The sequence below is a fragment of the Pseudomonas sp. FEN genome, assembly GCF_904067045.1.
GTDB lineage: Bacteria > Pseudomonadota > Gammaproteobacteria > Pseudomonadales > Pseudomonadaceae > Aquipseudomonas.
The window spans coordinates 161,269-178,210 of sequence record NZ_CAJFDC010000013.1 but is presented as its reverse complement, the minus strand read 5'-3'; the positions used below and the strand labels follow the sequence as shown (position 1 = coordinate 178,210).

13 protein-coding genes are annotated in these 16,942 nt (G+C 62.5%); 2 read left to right on the top strand and 11 right to left on the bottom strand.

The window, feature by feature from the left end; translation table 11 throughout:
* Positions 1-37 precede the first annotated feature (37 nt).
* Together PFEN_RS15175 and glgP are read left to right on the top strand one after the other, a co-directional pair.
* Complete coding sequence (locus PFEN_RS15175; RefSeq protein WP_100943735.1) at positions 38-526, top strand: Lrp/AsnC family transcriptional regulator; 489 nt, start codon at positions 38-40, stop codon at positions 524-526.
* Positions 527-633: 107 nt separating this feature from the next.
* Positions 634-3,135, top strand: coding sequence for an alpha-glucan family phosphorylase (gene glgP / locus PFEN_RS15170; RefSeq protein ID WP_191487633.1), 2,502 nt, complete (start codon positions 634-636; stop codon positions 3,133-3,135).
* 37 nt (positions 3,136-3,172) lie between these two features.
* Here the strand turns inward: glgP and PFEN_RS15165 are convergent, their stop codons facing one another.
* The 11 genes from PFEN_RS15165 to PFEN_RS15115 form a co-directional block, all read right to left on the bottom strand.
* Complete coding sequence (locus PFEN_RS15165; RefSeq protein ID WP_191487632.1) at positions 3,173-3,928, bottom strand: ABC transporter ATP-binding protein; 756 nt, start codon at positions 3,926-3,928, stop codon at positions 3,173-3,175.
* The gene (locus tag PFEN_RS15160) at positions 3,922-4,983 is read right to left on the bottom strand and encodes a FecCD family ABC transporter permease (protein WP_191487631.1); all 1,062 of its coding nucleotides are present in this window, start codon (positions 4,981-4,983) and stop codon (positions 3,922-3,924) included. Before PFEN_RS15160 ends, PFEN_RS15165 begins: the two co-directional genes overlap by 7 nt.
* Complete coding sequence (locus PFEN_RS15155; RefSeq protein ID WP_191487630.1) at positions 4,980-6,170, bottom strand: ABC transporter substrate-binding protein; 1,191 nt, start codon at positions 6,168-6,170, stop codon at positions 4,980-4,982. The genes PFEN_RS15160 and PFEN_RS15155 overlap by 4 nt, the downstream gene beginning before the upstream one ends.
* 65 nt (positions 6,171-6,235) lie before the next feature.
* The gene (locus PFEN_RS15150) at positions 6,236-8,668 is read right to left on the bottom strand and encodes a TonB-dependent receptor (RefSeq protein WP_191487629.1); all 2,433 of its coding nucleotides are present in this window, start codon (positions 8,666-8,668) and stop codon (positions 6,236-6,238) included.
* A gap of 109 nt (positions 8,669-8,777) precedes the next feature.
* The gene (locus PFEN_RS15145) at positions 8,778-9,755 is read right to left on the bottom strand and encodes a FecR domain-containing protein (protein ID WP_191487628.1); all 978 of its coding nucleotides are present in this window, start codon (positions 9,753-9,755) and stop codon (positions 8,778-8,780) included.
* Positions 9,755-10,270 carry a sigma-70 family RNA polymerase sigma factor gene (locus tag PFEN_RS15140; RefSeq protein ID WP_191487627.1) on the bottom strand — a complete coding sequence of 172 codons (516 nt, stop codon included), beginning with the start codon at positions 10,268-10,270 and terminating at the stop codon, positions 9,755-9,757. The genes PFEN_RS15145 and PFEN_RS15140 overlap by 1 nt, the downstream gene beginning before the upstream one ends.
* 83 nt (positions 10,271-10,353) lie before the next feature.
* On the bottom strand, positions 10,354-11,538 hold the full coding sequence (locus PFEN_RS15135; RefSeq protein ID WP_191487626.1) for an aminotransferase class V-fold PLP-dependent enzyme: 1,185 nt from the start codon (positions 11,536-11,538) through the stop codon (positions 10,354-10,356).
* A 14-nt stretch (positions 11,539-11,552) separates the two neighbouring features.
* The gene (locus PFEN_RS15130) at positions 11,553-12,797 is read right to left on the bottom strand and encodes an MFS transporter (protein WP_191487625.1); all 1,245 of its coding nucleotides are present in this window, start codon (positions 12,795-12,797) and stop codon (positions 11,553-11,555) included.
* Positions 12,798-12,813: 16 nt separating this feature from the next.
* Entirely contained in the window at positions 12,814-14,664 is a 1,851-nt protein-coding gene (locus tag PFEN_RS15125) for an IucA/IucC family protein (RefSeq protein ID WP_191487624.1), read from the bottom strand.
* A 47-nt stretch (positions 14,665-14,711) separates the two neighbouring features.
* Positions 14,712-15,860, bottom strand: a complete 1,149-nt coding sequence (locus PFEN_RS15120) for an NAD/NADP-dependent octopine/nopaline dehydrogenase family protein (protein WP_191487623.1) — start codon at positions 15,858-15,860, stop codon at positions 14,712-14,714.
* Positions 15,861-15,888: 28 nt separating this feature from the next.
* Complete coding sequence (locus PFEN_RS15115) at positions 15,889-16,932, bottom strand: PLP-dependent cysteine synthase family protein (RefSeq protein WP_191487622.1); 1,044 nt, start codon at positions 16,930-16,932, stop codon at positions 15,889-15,891.
* Between the last annotated feature and the right edge of the window lie 10 nt (positions 16,933-16,942).

Below are 16,942 nucleotides of genomic sequence, written 5' to 3'. Positions count from 1 at the left end.
GAAGATTGTCTTACAAATGGCAGTCAAGAGGTAGGCAATGGAAGGTTTAGTGAAACTGGACCGGATCGACATCAGCATCTTGGTTGAGCTGCAAAAAGATGGACGCATGACCAACGTGAGTCTGGCCGATGCGGTGGGGTTGTCGGCCAGCCCCTGCCTGCAAAGGGTCAAGCGGCTGGAGTCGGCCGGATATATTTCCAGCTACAAGGCCCACCTGAACCTGGCGAAGATTACCGATTCGGTCACGGTCTTCACCGAAGTCACCCTGAGCGACCACAAACGCGAAGATTTCGCCAAATTCGAATCCAATATCCGCCTGGTGGACGAAGTGCTCGAGTGCCATTTGATCAGCGGTGGCTATGATTACCTGGTGCGCTTCATGACCCGCAGCATCCAGCATTACCAGGAGGTGATCGAAAGCCTGCTGGACAAGAACATCGGCATCTCCAAATACTTCAGTTACATCGTCATCAAATCTCCCGTGCTCAAGGATGGTGTGCCACTGCGCAAGCTGCTGCGTCACTGAACCGCCTGTGCAAGTACCTTTACTTTCGTGGATATTCACGTCTGCATGGGTCTCATGGCGCGCATGCCGAAGGTCCGTAAACCTGCCGATTGCATCGAGGTGTCGACGTGTATGCATTCTTGCCACGCGAGTTGCCGGAGCAGCTCGGTGCATTGACCGAACTGGCGCTCAACCTGCGTTGGACCTGGAATCATGCGCTCGACGGTTTGTGGGACGCGATCGACCCGCTGCTATGGGAGCGCACCCACAATCCATGGCTGATTCTGCAGAACACTTCGCCACAGCGCCTTGAGCAACTCTGCCGGGATGCCACGTTCTCGCACAAGCTCGCCCAGGCCATCGAAGAGCACCGGCGTTATCTCGGCGAGCCGGGCTGGTGTGCACAACGACCCGGAGCCAGTGATTCGGCGCGGATCGCCTACTTCAGCATGGAGTTCGGGTTGAGCGAGGCCTTTCCGCTCTATGCTGGCGGGCTCGGCGTGCTGGCCGGGGATTATCTCAAGACGGCCAGCGACATGGGCGCGCCGATAGTGGGGGTGGGACTGCTCTACCAGGAAGGCTATTTTCGGCAGAGCATCGACGCGGCCGGTCTGCAGCATGAGGCCTATCCTTACAACGACCCGACCAGCCTGCCGATTCAGCCGGCCATTGGCAACGAAGGCGGCTGGCTGAAAGTCGCGCTGGAATTGCCCGGTCGCACCTTGCATCTGCGTGTATGGCAGGCTGTTGTCGGACGCACGCGCCTGTATCTGCTGGACAGCAACGATCTGCTCAATGGCGCCGGCGATCGCGGGATCACCTCGAAACTGTATGGTGGTGGCTCGGAAATGCGTTTGCTCCAGGAAGTGGTGCTCGGCATCGGCGGCTGGACCGTGCTTGAAGCTTTGGGGGTCGACGTGGAGGTGTGCCACCTGAACGAAGGCCATGCCGCGCTGCTGGTGCTGGAGCGTGCCCGCTGCTTCATGCACAAGATCGGGACTTCGTTCTGGGAGGCCTGGTGGGCCACGCGTGCCGGGAATGTGTTCACCACGCATACGCCCGTGGCCGCCGGTTTTGATGTCTTTCCGGCCGAGTTGATCGACAAGTACGCGCGCGGCTATCTGGAAGATTGTCATCTTTCATTGCGCGAGTTGCTGGCGCTGGGCCGGCGTGATCCGCTGGACGACAACGAGCCGTTCAATATGGCTTTCCTCGCCTTGCGTGGCTGCGCCCAGTGCAATGCCGTGAGCCGCCTGCATGGTGAAGTCAGCCGGCAACTGTTCAGTGATCTCTATCCACGCTGGCCGCTGCCGGAGGTCCCTGTCGGGCATGTGACCAATGGCGTTCATGTGCCCTCCTGGGACTCGGTGTGGTCCGATCACCTGTGGACCACCAGTTGTGGCAAGGCCCGTTGGCTCGGCAGCCTGGAATCGCTCCCGGGGACACTCGCCAGCAGCGACGACCAGGCCTTGTGGACGATGGCCGGCGAGCAACGCCGCGATCTGGTCAAATACGCGCGTCAGCGTCTGGCCTGGCACCTTGGCCAGCGTGGCGAGCCGGTGGAAAAGGTTGAAGAGGCCGCGCAAGTGCTCGACCCCAATTGCCTCACGCTCGGCTTCGCCCGGCGTTTCACCGACTATAAGCGGCCGAATCTGCTGCTGCGTGATCCGGAGCGCCTGAGGCGTCTGCTCACCCATGAGCATCGTCCGGTGCAGTTGATCATCGCCGGTAAGGCCCATCCCGATGACGAGAAGGGCAAGCAACTGATCCAGGCCTGGATGGACTTCGTCCATCGTCCGGGTCTGCGCAGGCATGTGGTGTTCCTGGAAGATTACGACCTCGAACTGGCGCAACATCTGGTGCAGGGCGTCGATGTCTGGATCAACACCCCACGGCGCCCCTGGGAAGCCTGCGGCACCAGTGGCATGAAGGTGCTGGTCAATGGTGGCCTGAACCTGTCCGAGCGGGACGGTTGGTGGGCGGAGGCGTACCGACCCGATTGCGGCTGGGCCATCGGCACTGACGCGCCCAGCGACGACGCCGCCGATGCCGAGTGTTTGTATCGCCTGCTCGAAGACGCCGTCGTCCCGGCCTTTTACACCCGCGACACGCAGGGCATCCCCCGTGGTTGGGTACAACGCATGCGCGCCAGCATGTCGCAGTTGGGGCCGCAATTCAGCAGCAATCGCATGCTGCTCGAATACCAGGACCGTCTTTACCAACCGGCGCTCGAGGCTTTCCGCCGCCGCCGCCAGGACCAGGCCGAGCTCGCGCGGGCGCTGCAGGCATGGAGCAAGGCGTTGAGCGCGGGATGGGGCAACATACACATTGGCCCGCTCAACGCGACTCGCGACGGCGCCCGGCTGCAGATCAGCGTGCCGGTCTATCTGGGCGAGATCGCGGCGCAATGGGTGAGGGTGGAGCTCTATGCCGCCGTGTGCGCCGAGCACCCGGCGCAATGCCTGCCGATGAACGTCGTTGGCCCGATTCCCGGTGCCATCCAGGGTTACATCTTTTCCATTTCGGTTGCGCTCACGCGGCCCGTGGACGACTACACGCCACGGGTGCGCGCCTGGCACCCGGAGGCGTTTCTGCCGGCGGAAAATGCACTGATTGCCTGGCAGCGCTGAACTCGGTCGGGCTCGGCGCGCCGGTCAGAAGACAGCTTCAAACGATATCGTCGATCAGGATATGGCGCCTGGCCTGGCTGCACGTCTCGATCCGTGCCCGGACCTGGTAGACCTCACGCAGCATCTGCACGTTGATCACTTCGTCGCTGGGGCCGCTGCCCTGGGCACGGCCATTGGCAATCACCAGCACCTGGTCGGCAAAGCGCAGGGCCTGATTCAGATCGTGGATGGCAATGAACACGATGATCTGCCGTTGTCTGGCCAACGAGCGCATGAAGTTCAGCACCTGCACCTGGCGGTGCATGTCCAGCGCGCTGGTGGGTTCGTCCATCAGCAGGATTTCCGGCTCGCGCACCAGGGTCTGGGCAATCGACACCAACTGCTGTTGACCACCGCTGAGCTCGCCGAGGTTGCGAAAGGACAATTCGCTGATCCCCAGTGCGGCGAGGATCTGGTCAACCCGCTGCAATTCATCGTCATCGACGCGCCAGCCGGGGTTGAGTTGCTTGCGCGCCAGCAGCACCGATTCATACACCGTCAGACGGGCGCTGGCATTCAGGCCCTGGGGCATGTAGCAGATGCCTTGCAGGCCTTTTTTCGAGTCCTGCAGATTGACCCGTCCCGGTCCGTCGAGCAGTCCGGCCATGCGTTTGAACAGGGTCGACTTGCCGGCGGCGTTGGGACCGACCACGGCGACTACCTGGCCACCGAGAAAGGTCGTGGTGGTCACCTCGCGAAGGATCTCGCGCTGGCCGTAACGGGCGCCGAGGTTCTCCAGTTGAAGCTTCACCATGAGTTTTTCTTCCCGTTGAGGATCAGAGAGATAAAGAACGGCACGCCGATCAACGAGGTGACCACGCCGATGGGAAATATCGCTCCGGGAATCAGGGTTTTGCTGACCACTGAACTGGCCGACAGAATCAGCGCGCCGGTGAGCAGCGAGGCCGGCAGGAAGAACCGCTGGTCTTCGCCGATCAGCATCCGGGCGATATGCGGTCCGACCAGCCCGATGAAGCCGATGGTGCCGACAAAGGCCACCGGAAACGACGCCAACAGGCTGACCATGATCAGCGTCTGCAAGCGCAGGCGCTTGACGTTGATGCCGAAGCTGGCGGCCTTGTCGTCACCCAGGCGCAGGGCGGTCATGGCCCAGGCGCGCTTGGCGAAGATCGGCGCGGTGAGCAGGATCACCAGGCAGACCACGCCCAGTTTTGGCCAGGTCGCCTTGGTCAGGCTGCCCATGGTCCAGAACACCACGGCGGCGACCGCTTGTTCGGTGGCGAAGAACTGCACCAGCGCCAGCAGGGCATTGAACGTGAAGACCAGCGCGATGCCCAGCAGTACGATGGTTTCGGCGGTCACGCCGCGGCGCATGCTCAGCAGGTGGATCAGCAGCGCGCAGAGCATGGCCATGATGAACGCGTTGAGCGGCACCATGTACTGCACCGCAAACGGGAACAGCGCGACCCCGAATGCCAGGCCCATGGCCGCGCCAAAACTGGCGGCGGCGGAAATGCCCAGGGTGAAGGGGCTGGCCAATGGATTGTTGAGGATCGTCTGCATTTGCGCGCCGGCCAACGACAACGCCGCGCCGACCGCCACGGCCATCAGAGCCACCGGCAGACGGATTTCCCACATCACCACGCGCACTTGCGCCGATGCCGTATCCGGCGACAACAGTGCGCCGAGCACTTCGCGCAGACTGTAGCGCGCCGGCCCCAGTGCCAGGTCGAGCAGTACGCTGAGCACCAGCAGCGTGGTCAGCCCGGCGAGCATCAGCCGCTTGCGCAGTACTATCCGGCGATAGGTCTTGCTTTGCGCGATATGCACTTCGCCCAGGGCGCTCATGGCTTGTCCTCGGTTGGTTTCAGGCTGACGAAGTAGCCCGGCTCGTAAGGCACCGGCAGAAAGCGTTCATGCAGTTCGCGAAACGACGCCTCGGGATCGAGATCGGCAAACAGCGTCGGGTGGAACCATTTGGCGAGCTGCTGGATGGCCACGAACTGGTAGGGGCTGTTGTAGAACTGATGCCAGATGGCATGGAAGGCCTGGTTCTCCTGGGCCTTGATCCCGGCATAAGCCGGGCGCTGGGTGTACCAGGCCAGTTTGCGTCGGGCCTGCGCCAGATCCGCGCCGGGGCCGACACCGACCCAGTGACCGCCGGGGGCAAAGGCTTCCCAATTGGCGCTGGTGACGACCACCTGATCCGGGTTGGCGACAATCACCTGTTCCGGGTTCAGTTGCCCGAAGGTGCTGGGGATGATGCTTTTGGCGACGTTGTTGCCACCGGCCAGCTCGACGAAGCGGCCGAAGTTCTCATTGCCGAAACTCAGGCAGCAATCTTCGGTATAACCGCCGATGCGCTCGATAAACACATTCGGCCGCGCGGGTTGGCGCGCCTCGATCACATCGGTGACGCGGCGGATCTGCTGCTTGCGAAAGTCGATAAAGGCTTCGGCCCGCGCTTCCTTGCCAAACAACTTGCCGAACAGGCGCATCGTCGGTTCGGTGTTTTCCATCGGGTTGTTGCGAAAGTCGACGTACACCACCGGAATGCCCACGGCGTTGAGCTTCTCGATGTAACGGGCGTCCTCGGTGGCGTGCTGGGCTTCGCTATTGAGGATGATCACGTCCGGTTGCAGGGCGATCGCCTGTTCGATGTCGAAGGTGCCGCTCTCGAAGCCGCCAAAAGTCGGGATATTGGCGATGGCGGGGAATTTGCGCAGGTAGGCGCCGTAGGTGTCTGGATCGGACTGAATCAGGTCCTTGCGCCAACTCACAATGCGTTCGAGCGGGTTATGGGTATCCAGGGCCGCCACCAGGTACAGCTGACGGCCTTCGCCGAGGATCACGCGTCGTACCGGAATATGCACCTTGACCTGGCGTCCCAGCAGATCGGTCACCGTGACCGCGGCAGGGTCCTGCACGGCGGCGACGGCGTTGCGCGGGGCCAGTGAAGAAAACAGCGTCATACCCAGCAGGCCCGCCAGGAACAGGGCGGCGAGGGCGGGGCCGGGTCGTTGAACAGATGCCATGGTGAAAGCCTTTGCAGAGCTCAGCCTCGGGCCACGGCGGTGGCCGTGGCCCGAGGCCGAAGGTTTCAGAAATCGACGGTGGCTGACAGTTGCAGGGTGCGTGGCGATCCTTGGGAGAAGGCCCCGTAGGACGCGACGCCGGACCAGTACTCGCGATCGAACACGTTCTGCACCGTGGCCCGGAATGTGGTCGGACGCTCGGCGATCCGGGTGCTGTAACGGGCGCCGACATCGAAGCGGGTCCACGGATCGAGTTTTTGCGTGTTGGCCTGGTCCACATACTGGCTGCCGGTGTAGATCGCGCCGCTGGTCAGGGTCAGGCCTTCGATCCAGGGGGTATCCCATTCGGCCCAGAGATTGGCCTGCACCTCGGGGACGCCCACCGGGGTGTTGCCGCGATTGGCGACGGTACTGGTCTTGGTCAGTTCGGCATCGAGCAGGGTGACGCCGCCGAGCAGGCGGGTGCCCTCGGCGATCTCGCCGAACACATTCAGCTCCACGCCACGGTTGCGTTGTTCGCCTTGCACCGCGAACACCCCCGAGGCCAGTTCGCCACTGGGTTTCTTGATCTGGAACAGGCTGAGGGTCGAGGTGAAGGTACCGTAGTCGACCTTGACCCCGACTTCCTGCTGGCGAGAGATGTAGGGTGCAAAGATCTCACCCGAGTTCGAGGCCGTGGCCGGGGCGACATCGCCTTTGCTCAGGCCTTCGATGTAGTTGTAGTAGAACGACACATGCTCCCAGGGTTTGACCACCACGCCGAACAACGGCGTGGTTTTGCTCTTGTCATAAGAGCTGGTGATGACGCCGCTGGTACTGTAGTTATCGGATTTGATGTTTTGCTGGCGCAGGCCAAAGGTGACCTGCAAGCGCTCGTCCATCATCGACAGGGTGTCGGCCAGGGCCGCGCCGGACAGTTCCGTTTCGGAGACTTTGCGCACATCCGGCGTGGGTATGAAGGGTTGCGGGCGGTCGATCGGATGGTAGATGTTCGACAGCAGCGCCGGGCCGGAGTTGATCCCCCGCGACAGCTCGTCCTGGTAGTGGGTCACTTGGAACGTGGTGCTGTGGCTGATCGGGCCGGTGTCGAAGCGCAGGCGGGCGCCGGCATCCACGGTGTAGCGTTCGACTTCGAATTTGTAATAGCCGGGCGTCGAAGAGGTGTCCCCGGCGGCATTGAGAATGGTCGGGGTCTGATCGGACAGGCGCGCCACATCCGACTTACCGCCGCCGGCATGGGCGAATACCGTGAGGGCATCATTGACGTCGTATTCGGCGCCGAGCAACGCAGCCTTGTCGCGGGTTTTCGCCCACCCCCAGTCCTGGGTGACATTGATCCGACCATCGGCGGCGGAGGGCACCTTCACGCCGGAGGCGATCAGGAAGGGCCGCGAGGGCGCGTCGAACTCTTCTTCCTGGCTGATCAGGTCCAGGGTCGTGCGCAAGCGCTCGCCCTGGTAATCGAGGGAAATGGCGCCGATGTTCACGTCCCGCGACTGGTTGTCGATGGCCGTGTCGCCTTGCTGGGTACTGCCGTTGATACGGATACCGAACTGGCGTTCCGCGCCGAAGCGGCGGCTGAGATCGATATGTCCGCCGGCCTGGGTGTTCAGGCCGTAGCTGGCGGTGAAGCGGGTCAGGTCCTCATCGAGGGAGCGTTTCGGGACCACGTTGATCACCCCGCCGACCCCACTGTTGGGTGACATGCCATACAGCAGGGCGCCCGGGCCCTTGATCACTTCGATGCGCTCGGCGTACTCGGTGAACACCCGGTAGTTGGGGGCCACGCCATACACGCCGTCGAAAGCCAGTTCCCCCAGGTTGCCTTCGCCCACCGGGAAACCGCGAATGAAAAACGAGTCGACCACGCCGCCGGTCTGGCCGGTGGAGCGTACCGAAGAGTCGCGTTCCAGTACGTCGGCCACGGTGGTGGCCTGTTGATCCTTGATCAGGGTCGAGGTGTAGTTGCTGACGCTGAAGGGCGCGTCCATCAGGTCCTTGTTACCCATCAGTCCGAGTCGACCGCCCCGGGCCACCTGGCCGCCGGCGTAGACCGGCGGCAAATCGTCCGGGCGCGCCTCGGCGGCCTTGACCGTGGTTTCGGAGAGGGTCAGGCCGCCCGTGCCATCGCTCGCGCGGGTTGCCAGGGTGTAGCTGCCGTCACTGCGTGCAACCATCTCCAGGCCGCTGCCGGCCAGTAGCCGGTCCATGGCTTGCTGGGTCGTATAGGACCCCGACAAGCCGGGACTGCTCAGCCCTTCGGTCATCGCCGGTTGAAACGACAGGGCAATACCGGTCTCCACGGCGAACCGCGACAAGGTCGTGCCCAGGGGGCCAGGAGCAATGTTGAAGGTGCGGACCGCGACCGAATCCAACTGTGCCGGCGTGGCCGCCACGGCGATAGGCGTGGCGACGCTGGTCAGGGCAAGGCTGAGGAGCGCGCTGCGCACCGCCAGTTTCAAGGAGCGATCCGAACGCGGAGATCGTGCGACAGACATGGAGTGGTGACCCTTTAGGCGATAATGAGAAGTATTTCCTTATCTAGCCAGCCGAGGTCAAAAAAAGTATCACCTGCGGGGCATTTTTTTACCGAGCTCTTTTTGCCGCTCAGGCTGGGGAGAGCGTTATCCAGTAACCGCTCAAATGCCCGGTTGCGATGAGCGGGTAGGTTTGCACCAACATCTTGAGGGTGCGTTGGCTGTCACTGATAGGGAAGGCGCCGGAGATGCGCAGGTCGGCCACCGCCGGATCGCAACGCACGAAGCCTTTTCGATAGCGCGCCAATTCGGCCACGAAGTCGGCCAGGCGCATGTTGTCGGCCATCAACATGCCTTGGGTCCAGGCGCTGACGGAGTCGTCCGCCGCGACCTGTTGACCAAAGGCATGGGACGAAAAATCGGTCCGTTGCCCGGCATTGACTATTCGTGGGGCGACGCCACTCTCGGGCGGCAGTTCGATCCTGACGGCACCGTCCAATACCGCGAGGCGCGTGTGGGGCTGCCATTCACGGACGGTAAAACGCGTACCCAGTGCCTGTATCCGTCCCTGGCGGGTGCTGACCAGAAACGGCCGTGGCTGCGGCAAGTTGTCCGGCGCGGTCTGCACCAGGATTTCGCCTTCGCGCAGTCGGATCAGGCGCTGTTGGGCGTCAAACAGGACATCGATGGCGGTGTCGGTGTTCAGGGTGATCCGCGAGCCGTCGTCCAGGGTCAATTCACGGCGCTGGCCGACGCTGGTGCGGTAGTCGGCGGTCCATGGCTGCGCCTCCAGCAGTTTCCAACTGCCCCAGCCGACCGGCAGCAGCGCTAGGATCGTTGCCAGTTTGGCCAGTGCGATGCGCCGGGAAGGGTTGCTTGGGCGATCCAGCGCCGACATCGCCAATGAGCGCGGCAGGGTGCCGAGCTTGCCTTGCAGGACCTGCGCCCGGGCCCAGGCGCGATGGCGCTCGGGGCTGCTGGCGCTCCAGCGCTCCAGTTCGGCCCGTTGGCTGGCGCTGAAATCGCCTTCGCCCAGGCGCATCAGCCACTCGGCGGCTTCCTCCAGGGCCTGGGGATCGATCTGGGCGTCATTGCGCTGCGTCGGCATCAGTCCGCCAGCATCAGGCACTGCACGAAGGCTTGCTTCATGTAGCGCTTTACGGTGATCAGCGAGACGCCGAGTTGTCCGGCGATGTCCTGGTATTTCAGGCCGCCGATCTGCGACAGCAGGAAGCAGCGTCTGACCAGGGGCGGCAGGGCATCGAGCATGGCGTCGATGTCATGCAGGGTCTCCAGCACCATCAAGCGCAACTCGGGCGCGGGCACTTCGGGAGCCGGTAGCAGCGTCAGTGCATCCAGGTAGGCGCGCTCAAGCGCCTTGCGCTGATACCAGTTGACGAGAATGCCCTTGGCCACGCAACTGAGGTAGGCCCGGGGCTGTTCGATCACCGCCACCTTGGCGGCGAGAATGCGGGTGAAGGTGTCCTGCGCCAGGTCGGCCGCATCCATGGCGTTACCCAGTTTCTTGCGCAGCGTGGCGTACAGCCAGCCGTGATGCCCGCTGTACAAGGCCTCAAGCGTGTGCAGGTGATGATTGGCGGGTGCGGAGAGGGTATCGCTCATGGTTGAATGGTTTTTTTGCGATTGAGAGGTATTCGTAATACTAGATTGCCGCGTGCCCGCGATGCAAGGGGTAGTTGCCCGGTTCACCCCGGGGGCATGCGCAGGAGCGCCTCGATCAGTGTGTCGATTTCGCTTTTGCTGTTGTAGGCATGCACCGAAGCACGACTGACCTCGTGCAACCCCCGTTGCTGCATATCCAGCAGGGTCGAGCGGACCGTCGAGGTGCTGATGTTGATCCGTCTGGCCTGTGCCGCCAGCCACTGCTGCACCTGTGGGGCACTGCTGCCTTGGCGGGTAAAGGTGACGATGCCGGACTTGAGCGCCCCCAGATCCTGAGGGGTGATGCCGGGAACTTCGCCCAGTCGATGGCGCAGATGGTCCGCCAACTGCTGGATACGCTGCCACATCGGCTCGATGCCTTGGGCCAGGGCGTAATCCGCCGCCGCCCCCAGGCCCAGTTTCGCCGCGACATTGCATTCCCAGTTTTCAAAGCGTCGGGCATCGGCGCGCACCTGGAAGGTTTGCGCGGTCGACAGCGTGGCGGCGTGGAGGTCGAGAAAGGCCGGCTGCAGAGTCTGGCACAGGTCTCTTTCAACGTAGAGAAAGCCCATGCCCCGAGGCCCGCGCAGGTATTTGCGGCTGGTCGCCGTGAGCAGGTGACAGCCGATTTTGGCTACGTCGATTGGTATCTGTCCGACCGCCTGGCAGGCATCGAGCAAAAACAGCACGCCCGCCGCCCGGGCCAGCGCGCCGATCTGTTCAATCGGTTGGACCGGGCCGCCGTTGGTGGCGATCATCGGCAGCGACACCAGGGCCACGCGATCATCGCCGAGCATGTCTTGCAAGGCCGCCAGCGATACCTGGCCGTGTTCATCGTTGGGGATGATGCGGATTTCGATACCACGTCGTTGCTGCAGTTGCAGGTAGGGAATGTAGTTGCCGGCGTACTCGGTGGTCGAGGTCAGCAGCACATCCCCGGGGCCCAGCGGCAGCGAATAGAAGGCCATGTCCCAGGCGCGGGTGGCGTTCTCGATCACTGCAATTTCGTCAGGCCGGGCATTGATCAGTCGAGCGATGGAGGCGTAGACATTTTCCAGCTCGACCGAGCGTTCGGCGGCGGCTTCGTATCCGCCGAGGCGCGCCTCGAGTTCGAGGTGAGCGGTGACCGCCTGGATCACCGGGTCCGGCATCAGCGCGGCACCGGCATTGTTGAAGTGGATCAGCCGTTCGACGGCCGGGGTGTCGGCCCGCAGTTGTTCAATGTTCAAAAAACTCTCCTTGTTCAGTCGCCGTGGCTGGGCTGGCTTGGCGGCATGACCAGCGCCCGGTAACGCAGGGCGACAATGGGCACCAGGGCCACCCCATAGGCCAGGCATACGAACAGATAGGTGTATTGCAGGCCATAGACCTGGCTCAGCAAACCGCCGGCCGAGATCCCGGCAATCGAGGCGAATTGCGCGGTGCTTTGCGCGATCCCCAGTACATGACCCTGCCGCGAGCTGTCGGCGGTCTTCGAGACCAGGGCCATGAGCACCGGTGTCGTCGCGCCCAGCAGCACGCCCCAGATGAAGTAGGCGACGACAAACACCACGGGATTGCGTGTGAGGCCGGCGACGGCGGTCAGGCCGATACAGCCGATGACCACGAAGGTGATGCGCTGCAGGGTGTCTTGCTGGGTACGGTGTTCGAAATACCGTGACCAGCGTGTCGCCGAGAGGATGAATCCCAGGGCCAGCAGGCCGTAGCACAGGCCGACCACCGAGTTGCTGACCTCGAACACCGAGCTGACATATAGCGAAAACGAGGTCTGCGGCAGCATCCGCGCCAGCAGCAGAATGCCCATGACGCCCAGTAGCGACAGCAGCGGCGTACCTTGCCAGAGGCCAGGGGCGCGCTGGTTTGGCGTGGTGCTTTGCGGCGCCGCGGGTTTCTTCACCGGCGCTACATTCGGTAGGGTCACGGCCGCCACGACGGTACAGACCGCGCAGAGTGCCGCGGCAATCAGATTGATCCAGAAGAAGGTGGCGTGGTCGAGAATCAACCCACCAACCACCGCGCCGAGCAACGAGCCGACGTTGGTCGAGATCTGCAGGATGGCAAACAGGCGGGCCCGCCGCGAAGGTGCCTCGATGCTGACCCCATAGGCCTGGGCCGGGGCAATGTAGCCGGCGAAGGCGCCTTGCAGGAAGCGCAGCAGCAGGATCACCCAGATATCACTGAACAATGCCAGCCCGAGCTGGGTCAAGGATAAACCGGCCAAGGCCCGGATCATCATCAACTTGTGGCCGTAGCGGTCGCCGATACGACCCCAGAAGGCGCTGGTCAGAATAATGCCCAGCATCGGCCCGACATAGACGGCGATGCTGGCGAAGCTGAATAGCGACTCCGACGAGGTCAGCCCACGCAGGTGGACAGGCCAGAACGGCCCGCTCATTTCCATCGCCCCCATGGAGATCAGTTGGATGGCGAACAGAAGATAGATCAGGATTCTTACGGATGAACCCTGGATGGCACCTGCATGGGACATGAATCAACCTCGGTGGTTAAACGGCGTTAAGCGGATTGCTCAAGGTGTGCTGCAGTCGATAGTTGGAATACTGCATCAAGTGCATGCGCAGCAACGATCGGGTTGGCCAGGGATCTTCGATGAACGCCTTGCGCTCGACTTCCCACAGCGCTGGCGATACCCGCTCGCGCACGGCGGCGAAGGCCAGTTCGGTTTCTTCGCGCAACACCTGCCACAGTCGCGTGTTGCCCAACCCGTACTCCTTGGTCAGCCATAGGGCCATTTCGTGCAGGTGGGTCAGGAACGCCGCATCCAGCACAAACATGCGTACCGGTTCGATATCGTCGACGAAAACCGTCGGCAGGATGCCAGGCTGGACATGCGGTTGTAAGGTGTAGCCGCGTTCCTCCAGCAGTGGAGCATAGGTCCGGCCATCGCCAAAATCGCGGATCAGCAGGCTACTGGCGGTGCCGTCGGGGGAAAACAGCAGCATGGTGTTCTGCTGGTGGGCCTCGAGTCCGATGCCATACAACAGATAGATCGCCACCACCGGTTGCGTGACCACCTTGGCGTATTGGCGGAACCAGGTTTCGACACCGGCGGCACTCGCCCGTACACCGTCACGCTCGATCAGATCGGTGAACAGTGGTCGGCCATTGCCGGGCAAGCGGGTGAACAGCGAAGCCACGGTGATCGGCAGGCACTGGTCGTTGCGCTCGAAGGCTTGCTGGCTGGCGCGATAGACCACCGACAGGTGTCGCCCCGGCGCATCGTCCTGAGTGATCGCGTTCTTGTAACGCACGCCGATTTCTTCGGGAAAGATTTCCAGACGTCGATCGAAACCGTTCTCGGCGGCGAGGATCTGGCTGATCACCGTGCTGATGCGTGGCCCCATGTGAATCGATTTGGCCTGCAGGCTGCGTAGCTCGCTGGTCATCCACAGGGCGATGGGCAATTTGATCAGCGGTGCGCTGTCTTCCTGCAGCGGCATCATCGTCCGGTAGGACATGGTCGGCAGCGTCGGGAGATCGGGGCCATCGGTGATCAGGATGCCTTCCTCGATTTCCGCGGCAAAGGTCTTGAGCACGTAGGCCTGCAAGTGCCAGGCGTGAATCGGCAGGGGCAACCACTGGGTTTCGTCCAGGCCCTTGGCCCGCAACGAGGTTTTCCATGCCTCCCATTGCGCCGGGAAGTGGCTGGCGAACCAGCTGCGATAGTCGCCCACATGGGGCATGCTTTCGCTTTTTGCCATGTCGGCGCGCAACGCGGCAATGCGCAGCGGGACCTGGGCGTTGAACTCGGGGGACAGTTGCGCGACTTCGGCATCGGTCAGGCCCGGACGGGATTTCCAGGTCGGATAGTAGGGGTGGCCTTCCAGCGAACCCCATTGATCGAGCAGGATGGCCGCGTCCTTGGTGCTGGCGTGCTGGCGAAGGTAGTCGGTGAAGCTTTCGACGCCATGACTTCTGCTGGCTCCGGTCAGTCGCGCGTTCCACTGCTGGCGATACTGGCGCGCATGGGCATCGTTCATCAGGCTGTTTTCCATGTCCGACTTGAGCCCGGCGACACCGTCATCCGAGGGCTCGAAATCGAAGCTGTCACGCAGCACGTCGAGCAGGTCCTGATGACTGTGGATCGGTTGGCGCAGGCCATCCTCGGTCAGCAATACCACGTCGCCGTCACTGACCAGGGTATCGGCTGGCCCGAGGGCGATATCGGAGAAAAACAGCCGCGCGCGGGCGCCTTTCAGCGCGAATGTGGCCTGGTTGCCTTCGGCGCCAAAGCTCAGGGCCGAACGGTCGAGAATATTTTCCGCAAACAGGCAGCGAATCAAGCGGCGCAGCGCATTTTTGCGGGAGTAGGCGATGAGTGTCTTGAGGTCATCCATTTCAGCTATCTGCTCGTCGAGAGGTAAAAGAACAGGGCGTTGCCGGCTCATGCCGTGCGCGGCCAGTGGTTGGGGAAGTAGTCCAGCGCCGAATCCCGTAGCCCTTGCATGTAGGAAACGCTCCAGTTGAGGACTTCCTCGATGTAGGGCACTTTCAGGTCAAAGCGCTTGGCCATTTCCACCAGCAGCACCAGGCCGTAGGCAACGTCCTCGTTGAAGGCGCGACTTTCCCGTTCGATCACGTAGCCGGCACGGTTGTCCGCTGCCGGCACCATGGGCGCGAGGATGTCGTTGTAGGCTTGGTTGGTGCGCAGGATGGAGAGCATGCTGCTCCGGTCGCGGATCTGCTCGCCGTAGGCCTCGATGATTTCCTGTTTCAGGGATTTCACCGAAGACAGGTCGATGCCCAATCGTTGACTGATCACCGCACAGAGATCCTGGCTTTCCTGATCCATGCGTTCGAGGAAGTACGCGCCCAATTCGGGGCACTCGGTCCACCAGCACAGGGGTTGTGGAAAGATTTTCCGGTGCCATTGGCCGTATGGGCCGATCAGGCCGTAGATCACCGAGCTGTGCATGATCGGATTGCCCGGGGTCAGGGTGATTTCCAGGTAGTTGTCCAGCAGCGTCACGCACGGGCCGTATAGCCGGCTCAGCAGTTGCTGCAGCTGTTGGCGCGAAGCCGCGGATTCTCGGGCGTGGGTGGCGACATAGAGCTGTTGCTTGCCGCCGCCCATTTTGATCGAGCATCCGGGCTTCAAATCGAACGCGGTGTGCGGGACATCCTTCATGCCCCAGATCACCAGGTTCGGCTGCTCGGCCAGCAGCGATTCGGCCAGCCAGTCGAAGCCGCAGAAGCCTGGAATGGCACCGATGTACACCGGTTTATCGGTGCTCAGGTGTGGCGCGATGGCTTGCAGGGTTTGCGCCCGGGCGTGGGCCGGCACCGTGATGATGACGATGTCGGCATCCTCGACGGCGAGCCTGGCCTGGGTGGTCAAGCAGTCCAGGTGGGCACTGAGTGTCGAACCGTCCGGTAACAGCGCTTGCATCGGCTTGCCACGGGTGTGTTGATCGACAACCCGCGGATTGCCGGTGAGCATCGAGACCTGCACATCGGGCAGTTGCTTGAACAGAATGGCGTTGAGGTGTCCGGTCCGGCCACCGCCACAGATGGCGACTTTCAGCGGTTTCATTGAGAGGAGGTCCTGTGTCGAAGAACGGTCATGCGACGCTCAGTTGCAGCGGTGTGGAGGTGGATTCCAGCCATTGGCTCTTGCCCAGCCAGATATCCAGTTGGGTGGCAACGCCTGGGTCCAGCAAGTCGCGTTCGCCGAGCCATTGTTCGTCGAATACGGTGTGCAGGTACTTTTCACCGCCATCGGCGATCGGCACCACCACATTGCCGCTGAGCACGCCTTTGTGAATCAGCTCCAGCGCCTTGAAAATCGTGCCTCCGGTCGACCCGCCGACCAGCAGCGCCATATGTCGGGCGACATAACGCGCGGTTTCGAAGGCTTGGGAATCGGTGACCTGGACGCCGAGGTCGATGCAGCTGTAGTCGAGCACCAGACCCACGGTGTCACCGGCGGGGGTGCCGGTACCTGACTGGTAATACGGGTAACCGGGGTGGCCGAAGACGATGGACCCGGCAGGCTCGACGGCCACGGTCAGCGTATCGGGGTTGTGCAACTTCAGACCCCGGGCGATGCCGGTCATCGAGCCGCCGGTGCCGACGCAACCGACGTAAGCCCCGATGCTGCCTTCGGCCTGGGCGATGGTTTCCCGCACGAAATCGCTGTAGCCGCCGGCGTTGGCGGCATTGTCGGACTGGTTCATGAACACGGCGCCCGGAATCTGCTCGGCCAGTTCGGCCGCCAGGCGCTGGCGCTCGACCACCGCGACTTCATCTTCCCGGTAGGTGCCGGCGACATAGCGGACTTCGGCACCCAGTGCCTTCATCACGGCGATCTTGTCCTGGGCGGCGTGGTGATCGACCACGGCAATGAAATGCAGGCCAAATTCGACGGCCGCCATGGCCAGGCCGATACCGGTATTGCCGGAAGAGGATTCGACCACCACGCCGCCGGTTTTCAAACGCCCGGACTTGAGCGCGGCCAGCACCATATTGCGCGCCATCCGGTCCTTGATACTACCGCCGGGGTTGTTCTTCTCAATCTTGAGCAGCAGTCGGGCATTCGTATCTGGAACAGCAATGGCCAACATCGGCGTATTACCAATAAGATCAGAAACTTTACTCAGTATCATTTGCAGTGTT

Coding starts and splice junctions, on each gene's coding strand:
- PFEN_RS15175 (WP_100943735.1), top strand. CDS start 38: ATGGAAGGTTTAGTGAAACTGGACCGGATCGACATCAGCATCTTGGTT.
- PFEN_RS15165 (WP_191487632.1), bottom strand. CDS start 3,928: ATGGTGAAGCTTCAACTGGAGAACCTCGGCGCCCGTTACGGCCAGCGC.
- PFEN_RS15160 (WP_191487631.1), bottom strand. CDS start 4,983: ATGAGCGCCCTGGGCGAAGTGCATATCGCGCAAAGCAAGACCTATCGC.
- PFEN_RS15155 (WP_191487630.1), bottom strand. CDS start 6,170: ATGGCATCTGTTCAACGACCCGGCCCCGCCCTCGCCGCCCTGTTCCTG.
- PFEN_RS15150 (WP_191487629.1), bottom strand. CDS start 8,668: ATGTCTGTCGCACGATCTCCGCGTTCGGATCGCTCCTTGAAACTGGCG.
- PFEN_RS15145 (WP_191487628.1), bottom strand. CDS start 9,755: ATGCCGACGCAGCGCAATGACGCCCAGATCGATCCCCAGGCCCTGGAG.
- PFEN_RS15140 (WP_191487627.1), bottom strand. CDS start 10,270: ATGAGCGATACCCTCTCCGCACCCGCCAATCATCACCTGCACACGCTT.
- PFEN_RS15130 (WP_191487625.1), bottom strand. CDS start 12,797: ATGTCCCATGCAGGTGCCATCCAGGGTTCATCCGTAAGAATCCTGATC.
- PFEN_RS15125 (WP_191487624.1), bottom strand. CDS start 14,664: ATGGATGACCTCAAGACACTCATCGCCTACTCCCGCAAAAATGCGCTG.
- PFEN_RS15120 (WP_191487623.1), bottom strand. CDS start 15,860: ATGAAACCGCTGAAAGTCGCCATCTGTGGCGGTGGCCGGACCGGACAC.
- PFEN_RS15115 (WP_191487622.1), bottom strand. CDS start 16,932: ATGATACTGAGTAAAGTTTCTGATCTTATTGGTAATACGCCGATGTTG.